This is a genomic window from Saccharopolyspora sp. 7B (assembly GCF_020177435.1).
Taxonomy (GTDB): Bacteria; Actinomycetota; Actinomycetes; order Mycobacteriales; family Pseudonocardiaceae; genus Saccharopolyspora_C; species Saccharopolyspora_C gregorii.
Genome location: NZ_JAIUKC010000239.1, coordinates 1 through 4494 on the forward strand (window position 1 = coordinate 1; position 4494 = coordinate 4494).

Here is a 4494-nt window from a genome sequence, read left to right on the forward strand (position 1 = left end):
GGACGAACGGTCCGTTCACTCCCTCCCGCGGGACTCCACAGCCCGCCCCGGACGGTGCAGAGTGAGCGGCGTGCGCCTGAGCGAACTCGTCGACGACCCGGACCTGGGTCTGACGCTGCTCACCGGCCCGGCGGATCCGGTGGTCCGCGGCGTGTACGTCACCGACCTGCTCGACCCGAGCCGCTACCTGAGCGGCGGCGAGCTGGTCGTCACCGGCCTGATGTGGCGAGCGGACCCGGCGGATTCGGCCCGGTTCGCCGCCGCGCTCGCGGCGGCGGGCGTGGCGGCGGTCGCCGCGGGCACGGCGCGGCTGGGCAGCACTCCGCCGGACCTGGTGGCCGCCTGCCGGGAACACGGCCTCCCGCTGCTGGAGGTGCCGGTCGCGGTCAGCTTCAGCGCGTTGTCCGAGCGGATCCTGGACGCGCACCGGGCGGCGGGCCGGGGCTGGGTGTCGGCGTTGGCGGCGGGCGCCGGGCTGGACGAGGTGCTGGAGCGGGCATCGGCCGAGCTGGGCACCGGCTGCTGGGTGCTGTCCGGCGCGGGAGCGGTGCTGGCGGGTCCCGCGGAGCCGCCGGCCGCGGACGACCTGCGCCCCGGCCTGTCCGGGGAGGGGACTCGGGCCGGGTGGTCCTTCCGCCCGGTGGGCGGTGGCGGTGAGCCGCGCATCGCCCGCTGGTTCGTGGTGTCCCGCGCCGGCGCGGTCCCACCGGAGGCGCTCGGGGAACTCGCGACCGTGGTCGCCCTGGTGCGCAGCCGCGTGGACCAGGCGCGGCGCATCGCGGGCCGGTCCGCGGAGTCGGCGCTGCGCAGGCTGCTCGACGGCACGTCGAGCGCGGCGGAGGTGGCGGCGCGGCTGGACGCGGCAGGTGTGCCGGTGGAGGAACCGCTGCGGGTGGTGCAGCTGTCGGTGCCGGGTGGTGCGGCGCGCGCGGCCGCGGTGCTGCGCGAGTTGGCGGCGGCGACGGGTTCACCGTCGGTCGTGGCGCCGCTGGGGGAGGTGGCGGTCGCGGTGTTCGCGGCCGACGAGCGGCGGCTGGCGGGGCTGCCCGCGCGGTTCCGCGGGTTCGCGGAGCTGGCGGGTCCGGCGGCCGGTTTGCGGGCGGGCGTCAGCGACGTCGCGGCGGCGGACGGCTTGCGCTCCGCGCTGGAGGAGGCGGGCCACGCGCGGCGGCTGGCGGAGCTGGCCCCGGATTCGGCGGTGGTGACGGCGGATGCGCTGGCGTCGCACCGGGTGCTGCTGGCGTCGGTGCCCGCGGAGTTGCGCCGGTCCTACCGGGACAGGTTGCTGGGGCCGCTGTTGTCCTACGACGAGGCGCACGCGGCGGATCTGGTGCGCACCCTGCGGGTGTTCCTGGAGTGCTCGGGTTCGTGGTCGCGCTGCGCCGCGCTGCTGCACGTGCACGTGAACACGTTGCGGTACCGGATCGGCCGGGTCGAGCAGATCACCGGACGAGAGCTGGGAAATCTCTCCGCACGAGTGGATTTCCACCTCGCACTGCAACTTCTCGACGACAGCCCGTCCTGATCGGCCGCTGCGTCGTGTGAGTCGTCACAAACGCCCGTCCGGCCGGGGATGTTTCACCCGATCGGTTCGTAATCGGCTGCGTCGACCGGTACCGTGCTTGGTGGGGCGCCCCCCCCGCGCCCCCCGCGACGCGAAGCCACGGAGGTAACGGGATTGACCGATCAGTCCGCCACCACCGGTGTGACGGACCGCCCGAGCGACGGAGACGTCGCCGGAACCGCGGCACGTTCCGCTGAACGCATCCGGGAACACCTGGACGGCGCGGTACCCGCCACCCCTTGCCTGGTGATGGACCTGACGGCGGTGCGGGAGCGCTACGCGGAACTGCGAGCCGCACTGCCGGACGCGCGGATCTGCTACGCGGTCAAGGCCAACCCGATGCCCGAAGTCGTCGCCGCGCTCGTCGAGCTCGGCTCCTCCTTCGACGTCGCCAGCCCCGGCGAGATCGACCTCTGCCTCGAACAGGGCGCCGACCCCGCGGCGATCTCCTACGGCAACACCATCAAGAAGCGCGCCGACATCGCCCGCGCCCACGCGCAGGGCGTCCGGCTGTTCGCCACCGACAGCGAAGCCGACCTCACCGCCATCGCCGAAGCCGCGCCCGGCGCGAGCGTGTTCTGCCGCGTGCTCGTCGCCAACGACGGCTCCCGCACCCCGTTCGGCCGCAAGTTCGGCTGCACCCCCGAGACCGCGGTCCGGCTGCTCGGCCGCGCCGCCGAACTCGGCCTCGACGCGTGCGGCGTGTCCTTCCACATCGGATCGCAGCAGCACGACGCCGCGGCCTGGGAGCACGGCATCGCCGCCGCCCACCGAGTGTTCCGCGGCGCCGCCGAGCACGGCGTCCGGCCGCGACTGGTCAACCTCGGCGGCGGGCTGCCCGCGCACTACACCGACGCCGCGCCGCCGCTGACCGACTACGCGCGGCGCATCGAGCAGGCCCTCGACCGCGAGTTCGGCGCCGACCGGCCCGAACTGCTCGTTGAACCCGGCCGCCGCCTCGTCGGCGACGCCGGCGTGCTGCGCAGCGAAGTCGTCCTCGTCTCCCCGGACTCCGACGGCGAACGCCGCTGGGTCTACCTCGACGTCGGCCGCTACAACGGGCTCGCCGAGACCGAAGGCGAAGCGATCACCTACCGGCTGCGCACCTCCCGCGACGGCGACCCGGTCGGCCCGGTCGTGCTCGCCGGACCCACCTGCGACGGCGACGACGTGATCTACCAGCGCACCCGCTACGAGCTGCCGCTGACCCTGCGCGCCGGGGACACCGTGGACCTGCTCAGCGCCGGTGCCTACACCGCCAGCTACGCCTCGGTCGGCTTCAACGGCTTCCCGCCGCTGCCGACCCGTTGCATCGACGGGCACGAGCGACCCTGACCGCTGCGGCACGCCCGTGCCGCAGCGGTGCGCCCGGAGCGCAACACGAACGTTCTCCGCGAAATCTGCGAAATGTTGGGAGGTCGATAGATGTCGATCGATGCCGGAACCCTGCAACCCGTCGGTCTGTTCACCGGGCAGCACGTGCTCGCCGAGCTCGACGGTGTGGACGCGCAGCTGCTGGACGACGAGCAGTTCCTGCGCGACACCCTGGACAGCGCGCTGAGCCGCTCGCAGGCCACGGTGTGCCAGGTGATCGCCAAGCGGTTCGAACCGCAAGGCGTCACAGTGCTGGCGCTGCTGTCGGAATCCCATGCGTCGCTGCACACCTACCCCGAAGAGGGATCGATCTTCATCGACGTGTTCACCTGTGGGAACACCGCGCAGCCCGAGCGGGCGGTCGAACTGCTCGCCGAAGCGCTGCGACCCGCGTCGGTGAACACCCGCACGATCCGCCGGGGCCGGGACTACGACCCGGAACTGGTCTCGTGACCGGCTCGCCGACTCGCCGACCGCGAGCAGGCGGGACACCCTCCACAATGGACACACAAGTGCGTTCCCCCGCCCGACCCGGGCGCCGTAACGAGGAGGAGCACCGTTGATCGAAATCGACGGGCAGCGTTGGGTCAGCGAACCCATGGGCGCCGACATGCGGCGGCTGTGGCGCATCGACGACGTGATCTGGGAAGGCGACACCGCCTACCAGCACGTGCTCATCGGCCGCACCGACCAAGGCGTCTCGCTGTTCTGCGACGACGACCGGCAGAGCACCGAGTTCTCCCAGCTCGTCTACCACGAGGCCATGCTGGTCCCCGGCTTCCTGCTCGCCGCGAACCTGGACCGGGTGCTCATCATCGGCTCCAGCGAAGGCGTCGCCAGCCAGCTCGCCGTCGCCGCCGGAGCCACCCGCGTCGACCACGTCGACATCGACGAGGAATGCGTCCGGGCCTGCGCCGAGCACCTGCCCTACGGCTACACCACCGACGAGATCCCCGCGCTGCAACGCGGCGACGGGCCCATCACCCTGCACTTCGGCGACGGAGTGGCCTTCCTGGAACAGGCCCCGCCGGAAGGCTACGACCTCGTCGTCGTGGACCTGCCCGACGAACGCGCGGACGACGCCGACGGCCAGCACAACCGGCTCTACGGCCTCGAATTCCTGCAGCGCTGCCAGACCGTGCTCGCCCCCGGCGGCGTCGTCGCCTTCCAGGCGGGCTGCCCCACCGTGTGGCGCAACGAAACGCTGATCCGCGCCTACAACCGGTTCCGGTCGGTGTTCGAGACCGTCACCTACTTCGGCTCCGACGAGCACGAGTGGGCGTTCCTGTTCGGCCGCGCCGAACCGGTCGACGACCCCACCAACCTCATGCTGGAGAACCTCCCGAACAGCGAGTACCAGCCGCGCACCATCGACGACGCCAGCCTCATCGGCTGCACCGTCCCGCCCTACTCGGTGCGCAACCAGGGCTGAGCGAACGCCGAAGAGCCCCCCCGGGAACCCCGCGCCGCCGGCGGGTGGCCAGGCGGGGGAGGGGGGCGCATCACGGTCCGGTGGGGGCCCCGGGGGGGGGGGGGGGGCGCGGGCGGGCCGGGAG

At 73.1% G+C, this 4494-nt stretch carries 4 protein-coding genes; all 4 read left to right on the plus strand.

Features of this window, described 5'->3' with window-relative positions:
* Positions 1–70: 70 nt before the first annotated feature.
* The 4 genes from LCD33_RS27790 to LCD33_RS27805 all read left to right on the plus strand — a co-directional run bounded on the left by LCD33_RS27790 (position 71) and on the right by LCD33_RS27805 (position 4370).
* Positions 71–1525, plus strand: a complete 1455-nt coding sequence (locus LCD33_RS27790) for a PucR family transcriptional regulator ligand-binding domain-containing protein (protein ID WP_224967852.1) — start codon at positions 71–73, stop codon at positions 1523–1525.
* Positions 1526–1678: 153 nt separating this feature from the next.
* Positions 1679–2899, plus strand: coding sequence for a type III PLP-dependent enzyme (locus LCD33_RS27795; protein WP_304612926.1), 1221 nt, complete (start codon positions 1679–1681; stop codon positions 2897–2899).
* Positions 2900–2989: 90 nt separating this feature from the next.
* A complete protein-coding gene (gene speD / locus LCD33_RS27800; RefSeq protein WP_224960582.1) occupies positions 2990–3391 on the plus strand; it encodes an adenosylmethionine decarboxylase in 402 nt (133 codons plus the stop codon).
* Positions 3392–3497: 106 nt separating this feature from the next.
* Positions 3498–4370, plus strand: a complete 873-nt coding sequence (locus LCD33_RS27805; protein WP_224960580.1) for a spermidine synthase — start codon at positions 3498–3500, stop codon at positions 4368–4370.
* The last annotated feature ends 124 nt before the right edge of the window (positions 4371–4494 follow it).